The organism is Prosthecobacter sp. (assembly GCF_014879935.1).
In the GTDB taxonomy this organism is placed as follows: Bacteria; Verrucomicrobiota; Verrucomicrobiia; order Verrucomicrobiales; family Verrucomicrobiaceae; genus Prosthecobacter.
In genome coordinates this window covers 1-23,601 of sequence record NZ_JACSRD010000241.1, presented here as the reverse complement: position 1 = coordinate 23,601, position 23,601 = coordinate 1, and the positions used below count along the sequence as shown (strand labels likewise).

Annotated in this window: 20 protein-coding genes; 13 read left to right on the top strand and 7 right to left on the bottom strand. The window is 61.8% G+C overall.

Annotation, left to right across the window (positions count from 1 at the left end; genetic code table 11):
• Positions 1 to 235 precede the first annotated feature (235 nt).
• Together IAE77_RS27555 and acs are read right to left on the bottom strand one after the other, a co-directional pair.
• Positions 236 to 2,212 (bottom strand): hypothetical protein, encoded by a 1,977-nt coding sequence (locus IAE77_RS27555; RefSeq protein WP_294233954.1) that lies wholly within the window; start codon positions 2,210 to 2,212, stop codon positions 236 to 238.
• 177 nt (positions 2,213 to 2,389) lie between these two features.
• On the bottom strand, positions 2,390 to 4,423 hold the full coding sequence (acs, locus tag IAE77_RS27550; RefSeq protein WP_294233951.1) for an acetate--CoA ligase: 2,034 nt from the start codon (positions 4,421 to 4,423) through the stop codon (positions 2,390 to 2,392).
• 145 nt (positions 4,424 to 4,568) lie between these two features.
• Between acs and IAE77_RS27545 the strand changes: the two genes are divergently transcribed.
• From IAE77_RS27545 to IAE77_RS27525, 5 genes are all read left to right on the top strand, one after another.
• Positions 4,569 to 5,543 (top strand): peptidylprolyl isomerase, encoded by a 975-nt coding sequence (locus IAE77_RS27545; RefSeq protein ID WP_294233949.1) that lies wholly within the window; start codon positions 4,569 to 4,571, stop codon positions 5,541 to 5,543.
• Positions 5,544 to 5,558: 15 nt separating this feature from the next.
• Positions 5,559 to 5,930 (top strand): hypothetical protein, encoded by a 372-nt coding sequence (locus tag IAE77_RS27540; RefSeq protein WP_294233946.1) that lies wholly within the window; start codon positions 5,559 to 5,561, stop codon positions 5,928 to 5,930.
• Positions 5,931 to 6,029: 99 nt separating this feature from the next.
• On the top strand, positions 6,030 to 7,196 hold the full coding sequence (locus IAE77_RS27535; RefSeq protein WP_294233943.1) for an aminotransferase class V-fold PLP-dependent enzyme: 1,167 nt from the start codon (positions 6,030 to 6,032) through the stop codon (positions 7,194 to 7,196).
• A gap of 47 nt (positions 7,197 to 7,243) precedes the next feature.
• On the top strand, positions 7,244 to 7,516 hold the full coding sequence (locus IAE77_RS27530) for a type II toxin-antitoxin system Phd/YefM family antitoxin (protein ID WP_294233940.1): 273 nt from the start codon (positions 7,244 to 7,246) through the stop codon (positions 7,514 to 7,516).
• Positions 7,513 to 7,836, top strand: coding sequence for a type II toxin-antitoxin system RelE/ParE family toxin (locus IAE77_RS27525; protein ID WP_294233936.1), 324 nt, complete (start codon positions 7,513 to 7,515; stop codon positions 7,834 to 7,836). The genes IAE77_RS27530 and IAE77_RS27525 overlap by 4 nt, the downstream gene beginning before the upstream one ends.
• Positions 7,837 to 7,843: 7 nt before the next feature.
• Here IAE77_RS27525 and pheT read toward each other — a convergent pair whose 3' ends face one another.
• The 5 genes from pheT to rpmI all read right to left on the bottom strand — a co-directional run bounded on the left by pheT (position 7,844) and on the right by rpmI (position 13,218).
• Positions 7,844 to 10,240 carry a phenylalanine--tRNA ligase subunit beta gene (gene pheT, locus IAE77_RS27520; RefSeq protein WP_294233934.1) on the bottom strand — a complete coding sequence of 799 codons (2,397 nt, stop codon included), beginning with the start codon at positions 10,238 to 10,240 and terminating at the stop codon, positions 7,844 to 7,846.
• Between the two features lie 135 nt (positions 10,241 to 10,375).
• Positions 10,376 to 11,401, bottom strand: a complete 1,026-nt coding sequence (pheS, locus tag IAE77_RS27515) for a phenylalanine--tRNA ligase subunit alpha (RefSeq protein ID WP_294233932.1) — start codon at positions 11,399 to 11,401, stop codon at positions 10,376 to 10,378.
• Positions 11,402 to 11,474: 73 nt separating this feature from the next.
• A complete protein-coding gene (locus tag IAE77_RS27510; protein ID WP_294233930.1) occupies positions 11,475 to 12,326 on the bottom strand; it encodes a metallophosphoesterase in 852 nt (283 codons plus the stop codon).
• Positions 12,327 to 12,504: 178 nt separating this feature from the next.
• The gene (gene rplT / locus IAE77_RS27505) at positions 12,505 to 12,885 is read right to left on the bottom strand and encodes a 50S ribosomal protein L20 (protein WP_294233927.1); all 381 of its coding nucleotides are present in this window, start codon (positions 12,883 to 12,885) and stop codon (positions 12,505 to 12,507) included.
• Between the two features lie 123 nt (positions 12,886 to 13,008).
• A complete protein-coding gene (rpmI, locus tag IAE77_RS27500) occupies positions 13,009 to 13,218 on the bottom strand; it encodes a 50S ribosomal protein L35 (RefSeq protein ID WP_294233924.1) in 210 nt (69 codons plus the stop codon).
• A 189-nt stretch (positions 13,219 to 13,407) separates the two neighbouring features.
• On the opposite strand from rpmI, the gene IAE77_RS27495 reads away from it, so the two are divergent.
• The 8 genes from IAE77_RS27495 to IAE77_RS27460 form a co-directional block, all read left to right on the top strand.
• Positions 13,408 to 15,066: an ATP-binding protein gene (locus tag IAE77_RS27495; RefSeq protein WP_294233921.1), complete on the top strand. Its 1,659-nt coding sequence runs from the start codon at positions 13,408 to 13,410 to the stop codon at positions 15,064 to 15,066.
• 42 nt (positions 15,067 to 15,108) lie between these two features.
• Positions 15,109 to 16,215 carry a hypothetical protein gene (locus tag IAE77_RS27490; RefSeq protein ID WP_294233916.1) on the top strand — a complete coding sequence of 369 codons (1,107 nt, stop codon included), beginning with the start codon at positions 15,109 to 15,111 and terminating at the stop codon, positions 16,213 to 16,215.
• 216 nt (positions 16,216 to 16,431) lie between these two features.
• Positions 16,432 to 17,010, top strand: coding sequence for a histidine phosphatase family protein (locus IAE77_RS27485; protein WP_294233914.1), 579 nt, complete (start codon positions 16,432 to 16,434; stop codon positions 17,008 to 17,010).
• Between the two features lie 146 nt (positions 17,011 to 17,156).
• The gene (locus tag IAE77_RS27480) at positions 17,157 to 17,891 is read left to right on the top strand and encodes a hypothetical protein (protein WP_294233912.1); all 735 of its coding nucleotides are present in this window, start codon (positions 17,157 to 17,159) and stop codon (positions 17,889 to 17,891) included.
• Between the two features lie 68 nt (positions 17,892 to 17,959).
• Positions 17,960 to 19,744 carry a serine/threonine-protein kinase gene (locus tag IAE77_RS27475; RefSeq protein WP_294233910.1) on the top strand — a complete coding sequence of 595 codons (1,785 nt, stop codon included), beginning with the start codon at positions 17,960 to 17,962 and terminating at the stop codon, positions 19,742 to 19,744.
• A gap of 167 nt (positions 19,745 to 19,911) precedes the next feature.
• Positions 19,912 to 21,039: a DUF1080 domain-containing protein gene (locus tag IAE77_RS27470; protein ID WP_294233908.1), complete on the top strand. Its 1,128-nt coding sequence runs from the start codon at positions 19,912 to 19,914 to the stop codon at positions 21,037 to 21,039.
• 53 nt (positions 21,040 to 21,092) lie between these two features.
• Positions 21,093 to 22,718 carry a PmoA family protein gene (locus IAE77_RS27465; RefSeq protein WP_294233906.1) on the top strand — a complete coding sequence of 542 codons (1,626 nt, stop codon included), beginning with the start codon at positions 21,093 to 21,095 and terminating at the stop codon, positions 22,716 to 22,718.
• Positions 22,719 to 22,821: 103 nt separating this feature from the next.
• On the top strand, positions 22,822 to 23,601 hold a 780-nt coding region (locus tag IAE77_RS27460; protein WP_294233903.1), incomplete at its 3' end, for a DUF1080 domain-containing protein.

Here is a 23,601-nt window from a genome sequence, read left to right as displayed (position 1 = left end):
GCAGGTCCTGCATCTTCGCCTTTGGGACCGAGCTCATATCGCCATGGAGCATCCATGTCCGTTGTTTGCCGGATTGAACGCGGAGGAGTTGCCAGTCTCCTCACGGTTCGGACTGAACTGCGGCGACCTGAATTCCGCGATGTTCCTGCCTCGGAATCGGAATTTCGAGCTACCTGACGTGCCGCCGCAGTCTGTGACCTGTGTGGCAGGAGTGTAAAATCGGTCAACTGCCGGATCACGCCGGTGCGGAGCCGGAACCGGGGGGCTGCTTGATGGGCAGATCCATCAGGTAGCTGGCCGCCTCGATGTCACCGCGATGGGTGGGGCACCAGAGGGCGTCTTCGGTGAGCGTCAGGAAGAGCGTCAGTTGGTTCCAGCGGAAGTTGGGGTCGCTGAGTTCGACCTGCGGGAGCCACGATTCATCCTCACCATCGTCCTGGCCGGGTTCGGCCTCCGCAATGCCACCCTCGTTGTCGTCGGAGGAGAATGCCTCATCGTCATCGTCCTGCTGCCCAGGGCTCCCTGGCTCGGCTGGGGGCTGAAAGACGGGCGGAAGAGGTCTGGCGGGAGGCAGACGGCGGGGCCCGATGTCTCCGGGAGCGGGCGTGGTCCCCTGCTCCTGGAGGAGGGCCAGCCGGTGCTGATCGGCCAGGAAGAGGCGGAGGCGCTCCTGCTCGCGTTCACGCTGTTGTTCGTCCCGCAGATGCTCCATGGCACGCTCCTGGGGCGAGTCGTCGCTGTCCCGCCAGTCTTCGTCCCACTCGTCGGCATCGACCTCAGCGTTGAGGATGAGATTGACCTGCCAGGGAAAGCGGGTGCGGGAGAGGGCTGTGCGCGCGGCCTTCACCAAGTCCCGCAGATGGCTGATGGCCTCGGTCCGGAGCAGGCGGAGCGTGATGTGACGGTAGGCGATCACCGGTTTGCCGTGGGTGGCCGTGGAAGGGCGGTCCCGCCGCCGGCTGCCAAAACCGACACGCACGCCCGGGAGCTTGAGCAGGCCGGCCTCGCGAAGCGACTCCCTCAGCAGGTCGGTGAACCACCATTCCTCGGACTGGCGCATGAAATGGCAGCCATCCCAGCCAGCCGGCCCGTCTGGAAAGCCGTCGTCCGGTGGAACGAGGGAACGGTCTTTGCACTGCCGATCAAAGCTGAAGAGACGCAGGAGAGGCAGGGGGCGGGGTGTGGAAACGGCGAAGACATCGTCGCGGGATGGCAGGACGATCTGGAGGGTGTCGAAGTCGGGCTGCGGTGTCTCGCAGCCGTCGGTGAGGACCTCGCGGAGGGTGGTGGACTCCATGAGGGGCGTCCAGTCCTGCGGACGGATGCTGCGGAGGACGAACTGGTGCAGCCGGGGCATGACAGCGGCGGCAGCAATGTCCCGCAGTTCGTCGCACACGATGCGCAGGTGGGTGAGCGCGGGCATGCGGGCGATGGGGGCCAGCGTGCGGAAGAAACCGCTGATGCGGGCGGTGCGGAGGCGGGGGAAGCGCTCGATACCCTCGAGCCGGTAGAAGCCGCCGCCCCAAAAATGCTCGAGCAAGGGCATCTCCGGGAGCTGGTGAAAGTCCCGCAGGCACCCAACGAGGGAATCGGAGTTCCAACAACTGAGATCGAGCCGTTTCACGGCCGGCAGACGCGGGATCTCCGTGAAGGCACGCAACGGCAGATGCCAGGCAACGTCTTCCAGGAGCGGCAAGCTCTCCAGCCCGCTGAAGACCGGCCAGGGGTGCTGGCCCTGCACATGCAGCGCTGTCAGCTCCCGGCAGGACGCCAGGGCGCTGTAGTCTTCCACGCGGTCCATGAGCAACGCCTGAAAGCTGCGCAGCGCAGGCAGATGGCGCAGGATGTCGAGGGATTCGACCTCGATCTGGGCCAATTTCAGCGACGTGAGATGAGGGACGAAGCGCAGGAAGCCCAGATCCCGCAGGGGCCGGTCGTTGCTGTATTGATGCAGGTCAATCTCCAGCACCTGGGGCAGGAGGCCGGCCGCGAGACGAAGATCCTCATCGTCCCAGACGGGTTCGAAGACGGCATTGTAGCGGCGGTCTTCCAGCCGGTGCCGTTCGGCCTCGTAATTGACGGGGCGTTTGTCCGGCCCCCGGTAGTACCTGGAGTAAACACACTCGACGAGTCGCAGGATGCCGAAGCGCTCCTCCAAAGTGCGTGAGGAATCGGTGGCCCAGGTGAGGAAATCGTCTGCGACGGTGCTCATGGGAGCCAACCTTGCCACGCGGGCGCGTCGGAAGGCAAGCTTTGCCGGCAGTGACGAACGAAAACCTCACCCACTGCAGCGGCTCCCGGGAAAGGAGCCGCAACACCCGTTCACGAGTGCCTTGGAGATCAAAGCACTCATGACTGGCTGCTCCGTGATGCTGCGGCAGGGCGCGGATCAATCCTCGCCGCTCGCCGCGGAGAGCGCGGCGATGACGTTGATATCTTCGAGCGTTGTGGTGTCGCCTTTGAGCGTTTCGCCGGCGGCGATTTGCTTGAGGAGGCGGCGCATGATCTTGCCGGAGCGAGTTTTGGGCAGCGCTGCGGCAAAGCGGACCTCATCCGGTGTGGCGACGGGGCCGATGACTTTGCGGACGTGCTTCTTGAGCTCTTCGCTGAGGTCGCGGCCGGTTTTGATGCCTTCTTTGACGGTGACAAAGCAGACGACGCCCTGGCCTTTGAGTTCATCCGGGCGGCCCACGACGGCGGCTTCGGCGACGCTTGGATGCGAAACGAGGGCGCTCTCGACTTCGGCGGTGCCGAGGCGATGTCCGGCGACGTTCAGCACGTCGTCGATGCGGCCGATGATCCAGATGTAGCCGTCTTTGTCGCGACGCGCTCCGTCGCCAGCGAAGTACCAGCCTTTGAAGTCGCTCCAGTAGGTTTCCTGGTAGCGCTTCTTGTCGCCCCAGATGCCGCGCAGCATGGACGGCCAGGGCTTCTTGATGACGAGCTTGCCCTGCTCATTCGTGCCGACTTCGTTGCCGAGGTCATCGACGATGCCGACATCGACCCCGAAGAAGGGCAGCGTGGCGGTGCCGGGTTTCGTGGGCACCGCGCCGGGGATCGGCGTGATCATGTGGCCGCCGGTTTCGGTCTGCCACCAGGTATCGACGATGGGGCATTTGCCGCCGCCGACTTTGTGGTGATACCACATCCACGCTTCGGGATTGATCGGCTCGCCGACGGTGCCAAGGAGGCGCAGGCTGCTCAAATCGTGCTTCTTGAGCCATTCGTCGCCCCATTTCATGAAGGCGCGGATCGCAGTCGGCGCGGTGTAGAAAACGGTGACGGCGTATTCTTCGATGATCTTCCAGAAGCGGTCGTTCTCCGGCCAGTTTGGCGCGCCTTCATACATGAGGCAGGTCGCGCCGAGAGCCAGCGGGCCATAGACGATGTAGCTGTGGCCGGTGACCCAGCCGATGTCGGCGGTGCACCAGTACACATCGTCGTCGCGGAGGTCGAAGACGTATTTGCAGGTCATCTGCGCATGCAGCAGGTAGCCCGCAGTGCTGTGCAGGATGCCCTTCGGCTTGCCGGTGCTGCCGCTGGTGTAGAGAATGAACAGATCCGCCTCGGAATCGAGTGCCACCGCCGGGCACTTCGCATCGACGTATTCGAGTTCGCGATGCCACCACACGTCGCGGCCTTCCTCGATGTGGATGTCCTGGCCGGTGCGCTTAAACACCACCACGGTCTTCACTGGCGTGTCTTTGGCCTTGAGGGCGTCATCGACGTTTTTCTTCAAAGGCACCACCGCACCGCGACGGTAGCCACCATCGGCGGTGATGATGATCGAGGCACCGCTGTCGAGCACGCGGTCCTTGATCGATTCCGCGCTGAAACCGCCGAAAATGACGCTGTGAACGGCGCCGATGCGTGTGCAGGCCAGCATGGCAATCGCAGCCTCCGGGATCATCGGCATGTAGATGATGACGCGGTCACCTTTCTTCACCTTGTGACGCTTCAGCACGTTGGCAAAGCGGCAGACCTCGCGATGAAGCTGCTGGTAGGTATAGACGCGCTTCTCGCCGGGCTCGCCTTCCCAAATGAGCGCGGCCTTCGTTTTGCGCGGGCCGTTGAGATGACGGTCGAGGCAGTTCTCGCTGACGTTGAGCTTGCCGCCGGTGAACCACTTCGCGTTCGGGCACTTCCAATCGAGCACTTTGGTGAACGGCTTGCTCCAGGTGAGTTCCTTCGCCTCGCGACCGAAGAACTTGTCCGGATTCTTGAGCGACTCGACGTGCATCGCCTTGTACTGCGCCATCGAGTTGATGCGGGCCTTCTTCACAAAACCCGCGTCCGGCTTGAACACGCGATTCTCGACGAGCAGACTCTTCGAGGAGGTGGTGGAGGCTTTGGCGACTGACTTGGCGGGTTTGGCTGCTTTCGCGGCTTTCGCAGGCTTTTTGGCGGCGGCTTTCTTGCTCATGGCTGGGGAGGGGTCGGCGATTGGAGGCGCAGAGTAGAAAGCGGAGCGGCGACGACGCAAGGCGAAGCTGCAAACCACGGCAGCAAGAGGTCAACTTCATCTTGCCACAAGGCCCCTGAGCCATAGGATGGCGCTTCCCCGTGTCATGATTTCCCTGCGCTCCTGCCTGCCCGTCCTTTTTGCCGCCGCCTTATGCACCAGCGTCACGGCCCAGACCTACTCCAACCGCATCGTCGCCGTGGTGGATGGCAATCCCATCATGGCGTCCGAGGTGCGCGACATGGTCAAGGCCCAGGAGCAGATCATCCGTTACCAGTTCATGAACGACCCGGCCCGTGCCGAGAAGGAGCTGAACATCCTGCGCGAGTCCGCGCTCGAAAGCCTGATCGACCGCGAGATCCTGCTGGCCGAGTTCAAGAAGCTCGGCGGCGTCATCAAGGCGCAATACGTCGATGACGACATCAACTCCATCATCCGCGAGAGCTTCAAAGGCAACCGCGACGCCTTCGTGGATGAGCTGAACAAGACCGGGATGTCCCTGCGGAAGTTCCGCGAGCTGCGGGAAAAGATGGTCATCATGAACGTCATGCGCGCCCGCAATTCCGGCGAGCACCCGCCCGCCACGCCACGCGAGGTCGAGGAGTACTACAACAAGAACGTGGACAAGTGGCGCGAGGGCGACCAGCTCAAGATCTCGACGATCACCATTCCGAAATTCAGCGGCGAGGCAGGCTCCACGGCTGAGAAGCAGAAGAAGCTGGCCCAGGATCTGCGTGCGAAGATCGTCGGCGGGGCTGACTTTGCCGCCACGGCCCGCACCTACTCGCAGGACAGCCGTGCTGAGAACGGTGGCTCCTGGGACTGGATGGCCAAGACCGACATGATGCCCGCCATCGCCAACGCGGCCATGGAGCTGAAGACCGGCGGCATCAGCCCCATCGTCGATCAGGAGGCCAGCTACATTATCGTCGCCCTGGACGCGAAGAAACTCGGCACCGCCCCTTCCCTGGCCGACAAACGCGCCGAGATCGAAAAGCTGATCAACGCGGAGAAATCCAAGGGCAACATCGACAAGTGGATGGAGGGCGTGCGCAAGAAGCACGTCATCAAAAGGCTCTAAACCCGACGCACCGCCGTGATCCAGATCGTTTTCAACGACATCAGCGCCTCCGAGCTCTCCCAACTGCCCACCCAGGTGCAGTTTCACCTTCTTGAAGCCCTGAACATACAGCCGGCGGACATCGACGACGCCATCCTGGCCAAACGCTACGGCGTGCTCGAACGCGGCAGCAAGAAGCTCTACCGCTGCCGTGCCGGCGACCACCGCATCTACTTCGCCATCGTGGATGGCAATGTGCGCGTGCATCGCGTGCTGCACAAAAACACGCTCACGGACTTCCTCTTCCGCAGCAACCTCCCTGGCGGCGGCGAAGACGAGGCACTCAGCCAGTCAAAGAACTTCTGGCACCTCATCGATGAGGGAGCCAAGACGCTGAAGGTCGCCTAGGCACCCAGATTGACGAATTCCGAATGACGGAATGACGAATGAGTCTGGCAATTCGTAATCATTCGGCATTCGTCATTCCACATTCGTCATTTTGCCGCCATGCTCACTCTCGACGCCCTTCTCTCCGACGAATCTCTGCGCCAGCAGGAGTTCCCGGTGATCAAAGACAGCCTCTTCCTGGCCCACGCCGGCGTCACCATCCTGCCACGACGTGTCGCACGCACGATGCAGGATTACCTGGAGCAAAGTTGCCTGCGCATGCAGGAGTATCCTGAAGCCTGGCGTGCGGTGAATGAGACACGCGTCGTCGCCGCGAAGCTCATCGGTGCCAAGGCCAGCGAGATTGCGCTCATCGGCCCGACTTCCGTCGGTTTGAGTCTCGTCGCCAACGGCCTGCCGTGGCAGCCCGGCGATGAAGTCGTCAGCTATCTCGATGACTATCCCGCGAATGTGTATCCGTGGAGCGATCTCGAACGCCACGGCGTTGTCTTGAAGCGTCTTCAACCGAAGTCTCCCGGCGAAATCACGCCCCAACTTGTCGAAGCGGCGCTCACGCCGAGAACGAAGCTCGTCGCACTCGCCTCCTGCCACTTTTTGAGCGGCTACCGGATCGAAATCGACCGCATCGGCCGCATGCTGCGCGAACGCGGCGTGTTGTTCTGCCTCGATGCCATTCAAACCGTCGGCGCATTCGAGACCCGCGTCGATCATGTCGATTTCCTCTCCGCCGACTCGCACAAATGGATGCTCGGACCGATGAGTGCGGGCATTTTTTACGTGCGGGAAGAGCTGCAGGACATGCTGCGGCCCAGCCTGCTCGGTTCCTGGAACGTGCGCAGCCCGAACTTCATCGCGCAGGAGGAAATCGCCTTCGAACGCGGCGGACGTCGCTATGAACCCGGCGCGCTCAACATCTCCGGCATCCTGGGCATGAAGGCTGGCATCGACTTGATCCAGGAAGTCGGCCTCGAAGCCATCAGCGCCCAGCTCTTGAAGCTCAAAGCCCGTCTGCATGCCGGTCTGGCACCGCAGGGGTTCACCTTCCTCGGCCCTGACCCGAAAAGCATCCACGCTTCCGGCATCACCACGATCCAGCATCTGTCACGGTCGCTCGAAGACATCTCCAAGCACCTCGCCGAGCACCACATCGCCACCTCCCTGCGCCACAACCGCGCCGGGCAACCGCTGCTGCGCTTCAGCCCGCATTTCTACAACACCGAAGCCGAGATGGATCGCGTGACGAAGGTGATTGGCCAACTCGCTTGACGGAATGCGCGCTGGATTCGCATGGAATTCCATGCTTACTCCTGCGCATGTTCCAGCTCGAAGACATCCACCCACTGACAGACTTTCAACGCAACGCCAAGACTCACCTGAGTCGCGTGAACAAAACCGGGCGGCCAGAAGTACTTACTGTCAATGGGCGGGCTGAGGCAGTGCTTCTGGGACGCAAGACGTATGAGAAGTTGAACGAGGCGCTGGAGGAACTCGCAGCGATCAAGTCAATCCAAGTGAGCCTCAAGCAGATGGCCGCAGGCAAAACAATCCCCGCCAAGGCCGTGCACCAGCGGTTGCGTAAATTATGAGCTTCGATGTCGCCTACACAGCGCACGCGCAGCAGGAGCTGGAGGATGTCTATCTTTGGATCAAATCCCGCGCCCCTCTCTCAGCCGAGCGCTGGCGGGAAGAGCTGATCTCCAAGGTGGAATCTCTGGCTGAAGAACCACAACGCCATCGCCTGGCCCCGGAAAGCCGAAGATTTCCTGTGGAGATCCGCCAGTTGCTCTTCCGCAAACGTCGGGGCCAGTTTCGCATTCTTTTCACCATCACAGGCAAGGGCGTTGTCATCTTATCAGTGCGACATCACTCACGCCGACCGCTGGAAGAAGGCGATTTGCCCTTTTGAAGAGAATTCACCGCCGCACCGTGGCCGGCAAAGCTTTCTCCAGCGCGGCGAGGATGCGCTGGTGGGCGGCATCGACTTCGGCGGTTTCGAGGGTCTTTTCGGGGCTGCGGTAGGTGAGGGTCCAGGCGATGGATTTGCGGTCTTTGGCGATTTTTTGGCCGGTGGGGTCGGTGAAGACGTCGAAGACTTCGCTGGCGATGAAGAGGGGCTCTTTCTGGCTGGCAAAGAAGGCGGCGACTTTGGCGTGGGGGAGGTCGGCGGGGACTTCCATGGCGACATCACGGGTCATGCCGGGAAAGCGCGGGAGTTCTTCAAACTTCGCGGGGCCGGTGCTGCCCTGGCGGAGGGCGCTGAGGAGCAATTCGGCGACATAGACGGGATGACGGGCGCTGATGTCGCGAGCACGCGAAGGATGCAGTTGGGCGATCCAGCCGAGGTTGCGATTGCCGGCGCGGAGTTCGCTGGTGAGCAGGAAGTTCGCGGGGGATTCTTTGACGGCTTTGGGCTCGATGCTCACGCGGCTGAGGCCGGGCAGATGGGTAATGATGCCCATCAACTCATGGATGTCGGCGGCCTGCGGCGTGCGGGCATGCCAGCTCGATGGGCTGACTGGGCCGCTGATGAGGATGGCGAGGCGTTCTTCTTCGCGGCTGTTGCCGTTCGGGAGCTTGAGGAAGACGCGGCCGAGCTCGAAGAAGCGCAGGCGGTCGGCACCTTGGCGGATGTTCAGCGCGGCGGTGGCGATGAGGCCGGGGATGATGCTGGGGCGCAGCGTGGTGTGGTCTTCGCTGAGCGGATTTTTCACGGCGACGCCGGTGCCGCCGCCGAGGGTGTCGGGCAATTGCGCATCGGCGATGAGGCGCAGTGTTTGCGCTTCAAAGCAGCCGCGATTGACCAAGGCCTGACGGATCGTCATCGCGAAGTCGTAAGCGCGATCGGTGGCATCGCTGGGCACGGCGACGGCGGTCATTTTCGACGGAACGCGGTCGAGTCCGATGACGCGGGCGATTTCCTCGATGAGATCGACGGGGCGCTGCAAATCGGCGCGATAGCTGGGGATGTGCCAGCGGCTCTCGTGCTTCGTGGCGGCTTTTTTGCCGAGGCCGAGTTTTTCGAGGATGGCGTGAATTTCATCGCCGGTGAGATCGGGCGTGCCGAGGAGCTTGCGGGCGCGGTCTTCATCGAGCGTGACCTCGCCGGTCAAAGCGGGCGCTTCACCGGCGACGTGCAGCACGTCTTCCGCGGTGCCGCCGGCGATGGAGAGGATGAGCTTGGTGGCGAGTTCGGAACCGCCGGCGACTTGTTGCGGATCGATGCCGCGCTCAAAGCGGTAGCTGCTGTCGCTGCTGAGGCCGAGTCGGCGCGAGGTGCGGCGGATGTTCGAAGGCGTGAACCACGCGGCTTCGAGGAGCACGTTGGTGGTGGCTTCGGTGACGCCGGTTTCTTCGCCACCCATGACGCCGGCGATGGCGACGGCGCGTTTTTGATCGGCGATGACGAGATCGTCGGCCAGCAGCGTGTAGCTCTGGCCGTCGAGCGCGAGCATCTGCTCACCTTCGCTGGCGTTGCGCACGACGATGGAGCCGCTGAGCTTGTCGAGGTCAAAGCAGTGCAACGACTGGCCCATCTCCATCATGACGAAGTTCGTGATGTCCACGATGCTGTTGATGGGACGCAGGCCGATGCTTTCGAGGCGGCGGCGCAACCACTCGGGGCTGGGGCCGACTTTGACGCCTTTGATGAGGCGTGCGGTGTAAAGCGGGCAGGCGGAGGGAGTTTCAAGTTTCAGGTTTAAAGTTTCAAGTTTCGTCGGCGTGGACGTCTTGTTGTAATCACGCTGGCCTTTGAGCGGCATGCCGGTGAGGGCGCTGAGCTCGCGGGCGAGGCCCAGATGGCTGAGGAGGTCGGGGCGGTTCGGTGTGATCTCGAGGTCGAAGACGACATCGGAGGGCACGAGCTGGTTGAAGGGCGTGCCGATGGTCGTTTCGGCATCCAGGATGAGCAGGCCGCTGTGATCTTCGCCAAGGCCGAGTTCTTTGCCGCTGCACATCATGCCGAGGCTCGCCACGTCACGGAGTTTGCCTTCTTTGATGGTGAATCCGCCGGGCAAAACGGCTCCGGGGAGCGCGAGCGGCACTTTGTCGCCCGCTTTGAAGTTCTTCGCGCCGCAGACGATCTGGCGGATGCCGGTGCCGTCGTTGACCTGGCAGACGCTGAGTTTGTCGGCATTCGGATGCTGCACGAAGGACTCGATCTGCGCCACGACGACCTTGTCGGTGGTCACACCGCGTTCTTCGATGCCCTCGACCTCGACACCGGCGAAGGTGAGGAGATCCGAGAGCTGCGGAACGGTGTAGCTGCTGAGATCGAGATGAGTGCTGAGCCAGGAGAGGGAGACTTGCATAGCTGGAAAGAGATCGGTGAGACGTTCGGATTTACCGCAGAGGGGCGGAGGAGCAGAGAGTGCAGAGTTTTATGAATTTCTCTGCGTCCTCTGCCTCATTGCTCCTCTGCGGTGAAATCGAGCGTCCATGAAGTTTTAAGCGGCGAACTGTTGGAGGAAGCGGACGTCGTTTTCGATGAGGTGACGGATGTCGGTAATGCTGTGGAGGATCATCGCGAGGCGGTCGAGGCCGAGGCCGAAGGCGAAGCCGGTGGTGGTCTCGGGATCGAAGAGGTTGTCGCCGCGGGATTTGTTCACGGCGGTGAAGACGGCGGGGTCAACCATGCCGCAGCCGGCGATTTCGATCCAGCGAGCGTCTTTGCCCTTCGCTTCGAGTTTCACATCGATCTCAAAGCTCGGTTCCGTGAAGGGGAAGAAATGCGGGCGGAAGCGCACGGCGGTGTTCGGGCCGAAAATCTCGCGGAAGAAGGCTTCGAGCGTGCCTTTGAGATCGGCGAGGCTGACGTCGTTGGAGACGTAGAGGCCTTCGAGCTGGTTGAAGACGCTGAGGTGCGTGGCGTCGATCTCATCGCGGCGATACGCGGCGCCGGGTGCGATGATGCGGATGGGGAGCGACTTCGCGGCTTCCATCGTGCGAATCTGCACGCTGGAGGTGTGCGTGCGCAGCAGGCGGCCATCGGGGAGGTAGAAGGTGTCCTTCTCGTTGCGGGCGGGGTGATCAGCGGGTGTGTTCAACGCATCGAAGCAGTGAAACTCGGTCTCGATCTCCGGTCCTTCGGCCAAAATGAAGCCGAGACGACGCAGCGTGCGGATGGCGAGATCGCGAATCTGCGTGAGCGGGTGCAAAGCGCCATTGCCGGTGCCCGGACGGCCCGGAAGCGTGATGTCGATGCCTTCGACGGCTTTTGCATCGAGCGCGGCCTGCAGTGCGAGTTTCTTTGACTCGATGCCGTCGGTGATGGCGGTGCGCACGTCGTTCAGTTTGGCACCGACTTCCTTTTTCTGATCGACGGGCACGTCCTTCATGCCCTGGCTGAGCGCGGTGACGCTGCCTTTTTTGCCAAGGAAGTTCACACGCACGGCTTCGAGCGCGGCTTCATCCTGCGCGGCGACAAGCGCGGCGAGGGCGTCGGTTTTGAGGGAATCGAGTTGGGAGAGCATTGGAACCGGCCACTTAGCTGCGCCCAGGGCCACGCGCAACCTTCGGGAGGGCGCCATGTGCCGCCTCGACGCCTCACGCCCGGGCGATTTCCGGACTGCGCAGCACCAGCTCTGTCACTTCCGGCGGACAGCCGATTCTCAACGGCAGACCGACACAGCCGATGCCGCGATTCACATACAATTCCAGCCCTCCCACGCGGTAATGGCCGGCGAGGTATCTTTTGCCATGCCGTGCACGGCGCAGAGACATGGGTTCCTTGCCGCGAAACACAAGCTGTCCGCCGTGGGTGTGGCCGGAGAGTTGCAGGGCCTTCACGCCAGCCGCGGCGATGACGTCCGCCGCGTCAGGTTCGTGCATCATGAGCACCAGTGGCTGGGTTTGCTTCCAGTGCTGCAGTGTTTTGCGCACATCCGGCTTGTTGACGTAAACGGAATCAATTCCACCGAGCCAGAGCGGGCCGACGTCGGTCTGAACACGGCGCGTGTCATTGCTGAGCACGGGGATTTTCCGTTCGTGCAACGCACGCACGACGTCCGCGGCACCGCTCCAGAAATCGTGATTGCCCAGGCTGGCATGCACGCCGTGCGGTGCCTCCAAGTGCGACAGAATGTCCGCCACGAGCGGCGCTGCACGGGTGTTATTGGTGACAAAATCTCCCGTGAGGGCAATGAGGTCCGGCTTCAGCGAGTTGCAGGCTTGCACACTCTTCCAGATGTCCTCCGCCGTGGTGTATGGCTCCAGGTGAAGATCGCTCAACTGGCCGATGCGAAAGCCATCCAGGGCCGGAGGCAGACCAGGAACAGGAACCTCGACGCGTTCGATCTGGAGTTGCTTGCGATCTGCGGCGATGGCGGCTGAGGAGCCGCCGACAGCCAGGGCGGTGAGGCCGCGAAGGATCTGACGACGTGATGTTTTGGGGCGCATTGAGCAGAGGGAGACTTCCGAAGGAGGCCGTCGGAAAGGCGGAGGTGGGCCGTCTCTGACACCGCAATCCGGCAGGCGTTCGTTCCACTTCCATGTCTCTCCGCAATGGAACGCCTCACAAAAAAACAGCCGGAGCGTGAGCTCCGGCTGCTGGGAAATCCTGGTGATGCCTGGAAGGTTACGCTTTCGCGGCGGAAGCTTTCGATTCCAGCGCGGCTTTCGCCTGCTGGACGAGGCCTTCGATGGCACCCGCATCCTTGACGGCGAGGTCGGCGAGGACTTTGCGGTCAAGGGTGATGCCGGCGGCCTTGAGGCCCTCCATGAAACGGGAGTAGCTCAGGCCGAGCGGGCGGGTGGCGGCGTTGATGCGCTGGACCCAGAGGTTGCGGAAGCTGCGCTTCTTGGCCTTGCGGTCGCGGGTTGCATAGGTTTCCGCCTTGCGGACGGCGTCTTTGGCGTAGCGGAAGTGCGTGCTGCGGAATCCGCGGTAACCTTTGGCTTTTGCCAGCACGCGCTTGCGGCGCTTCCGGCTGGCGGGGGAGTTGGTGGCTCTTGGCATGTGTTTCTGTCAGTGATCAGGCTGTTTGTTGGGAGAGGATGCGCCGCCTCACCTGAGCGAAGGCTCCGTGCGAAGGGAGCCAGGCGAGCACATCGTGGTTCCAGTTGGGAACCGGCGAGGGGATCAATGGAACGGGAGGTTCATCTTGATCGCCTTCACATCGACTTCCGCCACAAGGGCGACTTTGCCGAGGTTGCGCTTACGCTTGCGACTCTTGTTCTGCAGGATATGGCGCTTGCCTTGTTTGCGGCGCAGCACTTTACCCGTCGCAGTGACTTTGAATCGTTTGGCGACAGCTTTCCTCGTCTTGGCGATACCAGCGTTTTTGGACATAGGGGCGCGGATGCTAGACGAGAAGGCCTGAGTGGCAAGGTGTTTTTGAGACCGGGAGGCCCTTGGAATAAGAGCCACTGAAAACATTCACTCTCAAAAGTGGGAGTCAGAAAAACTCAGAATATCAAAAATTAAAGTTGTATTAATTATCGTAGATTGCTAAATGGAACGGAATTGACCGGATATTCCATGACCACTGCGCCACTTGCTTCCAACTCCTCTCCCGCCTCGGTCGCCGAGATGGAGCAGAGCCTGGAGCAGCTCAAAGTGGCCAACTACTACCTCCGGGTGGCTCTCGATCAGGTGACTGACGGCGTGGTCATCGTCGAAAGCGAGCCCAGTGACCCGAAATGCGGTCCCAAGGTCCTTTTCAGCAACGCCGCCGCCGCGATGCTGGCTGGCGCTGACCCGGAAACCGGCCTGCGTGGCCTGGGCCTGAACGATCTCGTGGCTGGTGACAAGGATGCCACCACGTTGCAGGCCAGTCTCCAGCAGGCAGTGCAAAACGGCGGCTGCCATGAATGTGAGTGCGCTTTGCAGAGCCTGCGCACCCAGGCTCCCATCCCCTGCAAGTGGCGGGTGCGGGCGGTGTTCAACAGCCTGCGCAAGCTGCTCAATTTCACCATTCTCATCAGTCCGGCGCAGCCGAATGCGCCTGCCAAGGCCGACCCGAAGCCTGCTGTGGAAGATTTGGACGCGCAATCGGTGCAGTTGCGCAAAGAAAACCTGGCGGCTCTCGCCCAGGGCATCGCTCATGACGTGAACAACCTTCTCGGTCCCGTCACCGTGCGGTTGTCCGCACTGATTCAGCAGGTGCAGGAGCATCCCGCGCTCGCGCATGAATTGCAGGCTGTGTTTGCCGGTCTGAAGCGCGCGAAGCAGTTCACCTCCCAGGTCGTCACCGCGTCCAAAGCGGTGCCCCGCAAGCACGAGCCCACGGATCTTTCCGCCCTGATGCGCGACACGGTGGAATTCGCCGGCGCCGGCTCGAACGTCCACGTGTGCGTGCGTCAGGACGACAACCTGCGCCTCGCCCTGGCTGATCCGGTGAAACTCAGCCAGGTGCTGCAAAACCTCGTCATGAATGGCATCCAGGCCATGCCACGCGGCGGCTACATGGATGTCGAGGCGCACAACCACATGGTCGGCGGCACGGGCGATGGCCGGTTGAAGCCGGGACCGCATGTGCTGCTCGTCGTGCGCGACCGTGGCTGCGGCATCGCCCGGGAAAACCTGGGCCGTCTTTTCCGCGAATCCTTTACCACCAAGGCGGATGGCAACGGCATCGGCCTCACCACCTGCAAACGCTTCATCGATGAGATGGGCGGCGAGATCCGCGTGACCTCCACCCCGAACGTCGGCACGGAGTTCCGTGTGTATCTGCCTGCTGCGGAAGGTTCCGGCAGCACCAAGCCCCTCAGTCCCGCCGATGCGGCCCCTGTTCCGCTCAAGCACGGCAAGGGCAAGGTTCTCATCGTCGATGACGAGGACGACCTGCGCAAAGTGGCCAACATGATCCTCACCCGCTGCGGTTACGAGGTCGTCCAGTGCGACAACGGCCAGGATGCCGTGAAGATCTATCAAAGTCTCTTCCGCACCGGCACCCCGCCCGACGTCGTGCTCATGGACCTCACCCTCCGCGGCGGCATGAACGGCACCGAAACGGCCGCTGAGATCCTTCACCTCGATCCTGAGGCACGCATCGTCTGCACCAGCGGCAGCGTCACCCAGGAGGTGCAGATGGTCTTCCTGGAGCGTGGCTTCGTCGGCGTGCTGCCAAAGCCCTACGAGGCCGGCGAACTCACGCAGACCGTGCATCGCGTCGCCACGATGATGAAACGGAATTGAAAAGTCGCGTGACCGTGCTTGGGACAAAGGTTGACCACTCGCATGAAAACACGACGCCACTTTCTCTTCGCCGGCCTGGGCACCGCCGCGGCAGCCACGTTCACTGAAACGCTGCGTGCCGCTCCCGATCCGAAGAAGGACGTCGTCATCGGGCACGGATCGTTCCGCTACAAGGTGAACAAGGACTGGGTGCCCGCCGGCCAGGGCCGCCACCATCCCATCCTGAACTGCCACGAGATGGTCCAGGTCAAAGACGGCCGCCTCTTCATGATCGGCGACCACTGGGACAACCAGATGCTCATCTTCAAGCCCGATGGCACCATCCTCGACTCCTGGGGCAGCGTGTGGCCCGGCGGCCATGGACTGACGCTCTCGAATGAAAACGGCGAGGAATTCCTCTTCGTCACCGACAGCGGCCTCTGGAAGAGCGGCAGCGGCGGCTATCGTCAGACCGGCCGCATCACGAAAATCGATCTCACGGGCAAAGAAATCTTCTCCATCAGCCATCCCATGAGTGTCGGAGCCTACGAGCCGGACATGGTCTTCAATCCCACCGAAACTGCCATCGCACCGAACGGCGACATCTACGTCGCCGACGGCTACGGCTCGCAGTTTGTGCTGCGCTACGATGCTCGCGGCAAGTTCATCCAGCGCTTCGGCGGCAAGGACGGCGTTCCTGCGGAACAGCGCCTCAACAACGCCCACGGCATCGCCATCGACACCCGGAACGGCGCCGACAAAGCCACAGTCATCGTCACCTCACGCGCGGACAACTGCTTCCAGCGCTTCACCCTCGACGGCAAACACCTCGAAACCCTGCCCGTGCCCGGCGCCATGGTCTGTCGTCCCGTCATCGCCGGCCAGGAGCTCTATGCTGGCGTCTGCTGGTCCAAAACGCCCGACATCAACAAGCTCCCTCAGAACCCCAGCGGCTTCACCGTCATCCTCGACGCGAAAAACCAGGTCGTCAGCGCCCCCGGCGGCACCGAACCTGTGTATGAAGACGGCAAATTGAAGCCGCTCATGCAGGCTGAGCGTGTCTTTGACCATGGGCACGATGTCTGCGTGCTCGACACTGGTGATCTCATCGTCTGCCAGTGGAACGCTTTTCAAACCTACCCAATCAAACTGGAGAAAGTCGCCGTGTGACGTGCTGCGGCACGCTTTGTGTCAGCGGCGCTGGCAAATGACGAATGATGAAATCCGAATGACGAACGAACCCCCAATGCCGAATGCCTCAACGCCACCGGACGCGTGCAACATCGCCGCTTTCGTTGATTGGAGCTTCGTCATTCATTCGTCATTCGCCATTCGTCATTCGTCATTTTCATCCCTCCGCCCTCCGCCCTCCGCTCTTCGCTCGAAATGAAATACCTCACGATCATGCGCCATGCCAAGTCCAGCTGGGGACAGCCTGGGCTCGCGGACCATGATCGGCCGCTGAACGACCGTGGAAAGCGGGCCGCACCCGCAGTCGCCACTTTTCTGCACCGCACCTACTTCGGGGGGAATGGCTCCCCTGCCCTGCTGCCCGTTCCCGACCACCTCGTCAGCAGCACCGCCTTGAGGGCGCTCACCACGGCACAGGTCGTGCGGGAGACGCTCTCGCTCCCCGTGGAAAACCTCAGGCTCGAATCCGGACTCTACCTCGCCGAGGCGGAGCGCATCCTCGACCTCATGCGTGCCTTCGATGAGAGCTGGCATCACGCCATGATCTTCGGCCACAACCCCGGCATGCACGACTTCGCCGAAAAGATCCTCGCCCGTGCGAACATCCCGAAGATGCCCACCTGCGCCGCCGTCATCATGGCCTTCCCCCACGAGTACTGGGGCCTCGCCGACTGGCATGAGGCCCAGCTCATCGGCTACATCACGCCAAAGTCCCTCGAACGCCGCTTTCCCGAGCTCTACGGCAACATCTCCGCCGGAGACGGCGACGATTAACGACATCGCCCTCCCGCCCTCCTCATGCGGGAAGCTTCAAACCGGCTCATCTTCCGGTTTCGCCCAAGGATCGAGGCAACAATCTGCTGATCCGGGGGGATTTCATCTAGCCACCGGCCAGCAAATGTTGTTAAAGGCCCGGCGCGATGACTTCCTCCGCTCCCCAGTCAGCGGCACCCGCTTTTCCGCCCACGGCGTGGAGCATGGTGCGTCTCGCCGTGGCGGAGGGTCTCCCCGGCTCGGATCAGGCGCTGAACGAGCTCTGCCGCCTCTATGAACGGCCAGTCGTGGCCTTCATTCTTCGAAAGGGCCACGCCATCGAAGAAGCGGAGGATTTGAAGCAGGCCTTCTTCGAGCACCTGCTCGCCAAAAACGCTTTTGTGGATGCGTCATGTCTCAAAGTGAAGCTGCGCGCCTTCCTGATCACCAAGCTGCAGGGATTCCTCATCGACCGTCACCGCCACGACATGGCCCGGAAACGTGGAGCCGGCCAGGTGGCCCGCATGGCCGATCTGAGCGAGACTCAGGCCCTCCTCGCAGAGCCCGTGGACGAGACCACGCCCGTCGTGGCCTTCCAACGCCAGTGGATGGAAACAGTGGTCACCAACGCCATGCGGCAGCTCCGTGCCGACTACGAGCAGCGCGGACTGGCCGCCCTCTTTGCCGCGCTGGCCCCATTCATCACTGGGAAAGGCGATGCCAAGCTCGCGGAGCTGTCGGCGGAACTCGGCCGCCCCGAGGGCACGCTGAAAAGCGACATCTCCCGCCTGCGTGCCCGATGTCAGCAGCTCATCCGCGAACAGGTGGCAGCCACGCTGGATGATCCCACCCCCGAGGCCGTCACCGCCGAGCTGCGGGAGCTGATGAATCCGCGCTGCTGATTTTTCGATCTGGCATGCAACCGGCAGCCCGCCTTTCCGAATCTGCTCTCTGAAACCCTTCTTGAAGCATGTCCGACTTCCCTCCCCAAGACGATCCTCTGTTTGGAAATCCCGCCAGCGATCTGATTCGCGGAGCTTTGGAAGGGGTGCCGGGCACGACACCCGCCGCGCCGTGGGAGCCGCCCACGCCGGAACAGTTGGCGGAAATGCTACCCCAGTATCAGATCGAGGCACTCATCGGTCGTGGAGGCATGGGGGCGGTTTACAAAGGAAGACAAGCCTCGCTGAAGCGTCCCGTGGCCATCAAGCTGCTGCCGGCGGAGTTTTCGGCGAATGCGGAGTTTACCTCCCGCTTTGAGCGCGAGGCACAGACGCTCGCCAGCCTCAGCCATCAGGGCATCGTCGCCATCTTCGACTTTGGGCAGACGAGCCAAGGGCACTTGTACTTCGTCATGGAGTTCGTCGATGGCACCGACCTTGCGCACCTCCTGCACGGTCAGCGGCTGGAACCGGATCAGGCGCTGGAACTCACCATGCAGATCTGTGAGGCGCTGCATTACGCGCATTCGCAGGGCGTCGTGCATCGCGACATCAAGCCCGCCAATGTGCTCATCACCCGCGATGGCCGGGCAAAGTTGGCCGACTTCGGCCTCGCCCGCCCGCTTTCCTCCATCCATAGCCAGCTCACCGCCACGAATGCCGTCATGGGCACGCCCGACTACATGGCACCCGAACAGTGGCAGGGCAAAGCCGATCATCGCGCCGACATCTACGCTCTCGGTGTCATGCTCTACGAGATGCTGACGGGCACACGCCCACAGGGAGCCTTTGACCTGCCTTCCATCAAATCCCACATCGATGCCCGGCTGGATGAGGTCGTCATCAAAGCCATGCGCCAGGAGCCGGAGCGCCGCTACCAGCGTGTCAGCGAGCTGCGTGACGCCGTGGGCAGCATCCGAACCACCCGCCCGCCGCAGCCGGCGCCCGCGCCGCGGCATCCCGTCCGTGCTCCCAAACCGAAAGCACCGCCGCCCAAGAAGACCCGCTCTGCTTTCGAGGCACTCACATGGGCAGCCCTCGCCCTGCTGATTCTCGGACTCGGCTGGGGAACCGCCATCCTCTTTGGCAACAAGGACCGACAGACAGCAGCCTCGCCACCGCCTGAATCCGTTCCCGCTATCACGCAGCCCATGCCACCACCCACCCGCGAACCGCCGGAGGTGAAGCCCGAGCCCGTGCCCCCCAAAACGGAACCAAAGCCTGTTCCCACGACGGCTGCAGTGACCACACCTCAGCGACCACTGCCACAGGAGCCGGTTCCCGCCCCAGTCCCGACGCCTCCAGCCGCCGAACCGGCTCCCCCCTGCATCGACATCCTCAAAGCCCAGTCAGTGAACGCCATGAAATGGGTGCTCGCCCCGCTTGATGAAGCCGTGCCCGCCGACATTCGCCAGAACCTCACACTCTTGCGTGAAGATCTCGTCGATGAAGGCAAGTCCAAACCCGCCGCCCCCATTCCCGCCTACAGCGCCGGCTGGCAGCTCTGCCAGGCCCTCCTTACCGCTCTCGACGAGCGTGACCTCGCCCGTGTCGCCGCCGGCTACCGCGATGCCCAGGCCGCCGCGAACCAAACCCACACCAACCAGGCCCTCGACGCCCGGCGCAACTACATGATGAGCTGGCCGCAATACGCCCGCGAAGGCGATCAACGCAGCGCCCTCGCCCAACAAAACCAATCCCGCACCGCCCTGGCCAGCGAAGCCCAAAAAGTCGCCTGGGCCGCCCAAAGCGCCAAACTCAGCCGCAGCCTCGACACCCTCTACTCCAGGTTCCGTGAAGCCTTGCGGCGATGAACTCTTCCCAATCCAGTCACCCACCGCAAGAGACGAGATAACCACAGAAAAAACCGTTCTGCATGCCGTGCTATGCGGCTATCCCAACTTGCGGTGAAAAAGTTTTCGTCCGCTGCAACCCTGCCGCTCGCTTTGCGAATCACTCTTTGAACTTGAACTCCTCTCCCATGAAAGCACTCCTCTCCATTCTCTTCGCCACTTCACTCCATGCTGCCGTGGAGCCTGGGTTTGTTTCGCTATTTGAAGGACCAAATGCTTCGGCTTGGCAGCAAAGCGGCCCGGGGCAGATGAAGATCGCAAACGGAATCGCCACTTGTCTCTCTCCATCAAAATGGGGAGTCGCTGTCTTTGGCAGCAGGTCTTTCGCCGACTTCACTTTGAAGCTCGAATTCAAAGGGATGAAAACGGAGTTCAATTCGGGAGTGTGGCTGCGCATCCCTTCCATCTCAGGTGAAATCAATGCGTTGGCAGAAAGCCGCTATGAAGTCGGCATTCGACACTCCAGCGGCGGACTCGGCAGATCAACTGGTGCCATCTGGGGCCTTCAACCTGCGTTTTTGGACGCCGTCCGCACTGGAGACTGGAACGAGATGGAAGTTACTGTCTCCGGCCAGCGCTATACAGTGAAGCTCAATGGCCAAACCGTGAATGATTTCACTGGGAGCAAAAGCCTGTCCGGCTACATCGGCCTAGAAAGCAACGCAGAAGGCCCCGTGCAATTTCGCAACGTCCGCATCAAAGACCTCCCCGCAGCCTTTGCCTCACCCGCCGCACCTTTGGCGATGATTCAATCCGATGCCAATCAGCCGCGCATCGAGGTCATCAAAGACCAAGGCCCCAACGCCACCGAGTGGGCGCTCACGCCGCTGGGCGAGGCCATCCCCGCTGACATTCGCCAGAACCTTACCTTCCTGCGCGAGGACTTGCTCGACGAAGGCAAAAAAACCGCCAAAGCCAGCCCGGCGGCCTACAAGCTAGCCTCCGACTACTGCGACAAGCTCCTCGCAGCACTCGACCAGCGCGAACTGGCCCGCGTGAATGCCGGTTACCGGTCAGCTCAGGCGGATGCGAACAAAGCGACATCCAATCAAGCCCTCGACGCCCGCCGGAATTACCAGATGAGCTGGCCCCAGTACGCCCGTGAAGAGTCCCAGCGCTCCGCCCTGCGGGAAAGTGAAACGGACAAAGCCGACGTGAAGAAGGAACGCCTCAAAGTCGAATGGGCCACCCGCGCCACGCAGATGCGCTCCTACCTCGACAACCTCTACCGGCAGTTTCGCGAAGCGATGCGATGAGCCTGCTTTCGTGTTCTGCATCCGTCATTGCCCCTTGTTTCCCTCAAGACCTTATGAAAACGACCCGCTCTCGCCTTCTGCCATACGCCTGCTTTCTGATCTGGACGACATCGAGTTCGTCTCACGCCGCCGCAGGCTTCTCAATCCGCGCCACACCGGGAGATGGTGCCATCATCGAATACGCGGGCGCACCACTGGCGGAGTATGTGGTGAACGAGGCCAACAAACCCTTCCTGAAAAACGTGATCGCGCCGGGCGGGCATGAGATTACGCGAGGCTTTCCCATGAAAAGCGTCCCAGGCGATCCGACGGACCATCCGCAGCATCGTGGCATCTACTTTGCCCATCAGAACATCGGAGGCGCGGACACATGGGAGGAGCCGTCAACTTACCAGCCCGGAAAAGGCAAGGGTGCTCCGACGCTGGGAAAAATACAGCATCGAAAGTATGCGGAGTTGCACGCGGATGCGGCGAAGGCGGTCATCGTGGATCTTTGCGACATTCTCGATGGTGCCGGGCGCAAGGTCTGCGAAATGGCGCATCGGATGACATTCTCAGGCGGACAGGGTGCGCGGATCATTGATTCCGACCTGCGCTTGACGGCTTCCGGCAGGGAAGTCGTCGTCTTCGATGCCAAGGAAGCCGGCTTCTGCATCCGGATCGCCGGAAGCATGGCCGTCGATGCTGGGAAAGGCGGAACCATCGTCAACAGCCATGGAGACACCAACAACAATGCATGGGGCAAAGCCGCCAGTTGGTGTGACTACTCCGGTCCGGTGGCGGGGGAAGTCGTCGGGGTCGCCATGCTCAATCACCCGTCCAGTTTTCGCTATCCCACCCGCTGGCATGTCCGGTCGTACGGACTTTTCGCCGCCAATCCGTTCGGTCAGCGCAGCATCGACAAGTCGGCCCCGGACGGCAGCATCACCCTCAGGCAGGGGGAAGACATCGTGCTGTCCAACCGCATGATCCTTCACCGGGGCAACGCCGCCCAGGCAGGGATTGCCGCCGCATTTGATGCCTATGCACGAGAGCCCAGACCCGGAGGCAACAGTTCGCCGAGAGTGATTGGAGCGGGTGGTGCCGCCCTTGCTGCTGGAGCTTCATCCATGTCAGCTCCACAACAACTCACCGCCGCCCCCACTGCTGCGCTCACCCTCGATCCCAACCAGCCACTGCTGGAAACCTTCTCCCAGCTCGCGCCCAACGCCAGCGAGTGGGTGCTCGCCGCGCTGGACGAAGGCGTGCCGCCGAACGTTCGCCAGAACCTCACCTACCTGCGCGAAGACTTGCTGGACGAATACAAGCAGAAGCCCAGGGCCGGCCAGGACGCCTACCGCGCCGCGCACCAGCTCTGCACCGCCATGATCGCCGCGCTGGACGAACGGGAACAAACCCTTGTCACGGCGGGCTACCGCTCCGCACAAGCGGACGCGAATCAGAAGACCAGCACCCAGGCCCTGGATGCCCGGCGGAATTACATGATGAGCTGGCCGCAATATCAGCGGGAACAGTCCCAGCGCACCGCGCTGCGCCAGCAGCAGGGAGCCGAGGCCGATGTGAAAAAACAGAGCATCAAAGTGGACTGGGCCAACCGCACCGCAGCCGTGCGCAAGACCCTCGACACCCTCTACGCCCAGTTCCGCGAAGCCCTGCGGCAGTCGCCGCCAGTGAAGTGATGTTTTTGTTGGCAACCCGCCCACTCGGCCTGCGAATCACTGTTTGAAAACAACATTTTCCCCGCAACCTCCCGCTTCATCTTCCGAATCTGCTCCCAGCTCTATGAAATACCTCATCGCCTCCCTGATTCTTCTCTCAACATTTGCTCACGCCACTGTCGAGCTTGGATTCACGCCCATCTTCGATAACGATCATCTCGGTGGCTGGAGTCATGTTGGCCCAGGCGGAATGCGCGTATCGAACGGAGAAGCCACGATGTCTTCATCAAAAGGAAACGGCTTTTCATGGTTTTCGTCCCAACCTTTCACCGATTTCGTATTGAGGCTCGAGTTTCAAGGAAAGGGTCGTGAATACAACTCGGGTGTTTTCTTCCGTTTTCAAAACCCAGGCAATGATGCCTCAATCCCATCGAAACAAGGCAATGAAGTCGCCATTACTGAACCAGGAGCAAACGATCAACCTACCGGGTCCATTTACAATTTCAAAGATGCTCAGGCGGGAGTGAAGCTCCGAGCCGATTGGAACGATTTGGAGATCACCGTCACTGGGAACAGGGTTGTGGTCAGTTTGAATGACACCGTTATCAACGATTTTACCGGGCTTCGTCAGCCCGCAGGCTTCATCGGCCTCCAAGCTCATCCGCGCGGGCCAGTGCAGTTCCGCAACATTCGGATCAAAGACCTTTCCTCACCTTTGCCGACACTGGCGCCATCTCTCGCCACCATCAAAACCGACGCCAACCAGCCCCGCATTGAGGTCATCAAAGACCAAGGCCCCAACGCCACCGAGTGGGCGCTCACGCCGCTTGATGAAGCCATCCCGGCGGACATCCGCCAAAACCTCACTTTCCTGCGCGAAGACCTCCTTGATGAAGGCAAGAGG